2 pseudogenes are annotated in these 374 nt (G+C 63.9%); one reads left to right on the top strand and one right to left on the bottom strand.

What is annotated here, in order from left to right:
• Positions 1–145: pseudogene (locus tag ALO43_RS29745) on the top strand (DUF480 domain-containing protein); the annotation flags it as partial.
• Between the two features lie 39 nt (positions 146–184).
• Here ALO43_RS29745 and ALO43_RS27065 read toward each other — a convergent pair.
• A pseudogene (locus tag ALO43_RS27065) lies at positions 185–374 on the bottom strand (shikimate 5-dehydrogenase); the annotation flags it as partial.

The following is a 374-nucleotide window of genomic DNA, read 5'->3' as shown; positions in this document are numbered from 1 at the left end:
CGACCCGGATGATCTGCAAGAGCTGCTTGCAGCCCGACAACACGCGCCTGAGCGTAATGCGGCAAACCCGGCTGCCAGCCAGCGTCTTGATGAGCTGGAAGCGCGCGTCGCTGCCCTTGAAGAGCGCCTTGCCAGACTGGAGTGATGCCCGTCGCGCACGTCCGACTCTGTGCGCAGGCCACCACTATCCGGCTCTGGCGAACGCCGCAGCCTGTTGATACTGCTCATCGGTCGGGCGAATGCCGGTGTACAGCACGAACTGCTCAAGCGCCTGGATAGCGGCTACCTCGTCGCCGCTCACGACCCGCTTGCCCAGACGACGTGCAGCCTGAATCAACGGCGTATCAGCGGGCGTGGCGACCACATCGAAAATC

The sequence above is a fragment of the Pseudomonas tremae genome (genome assembly GCF_001401155.1).
Classification (GTDB): Bacteria; Pseudomonadota; Gammaproteobacteria; order Pseudomonadales; family Pseudomonadaceae; genus Aquipseudomonas; species Aquipseudomonas tremae.
This window is presented reverse-complemented; position numbering and strand designations above follow the sequence as displayed.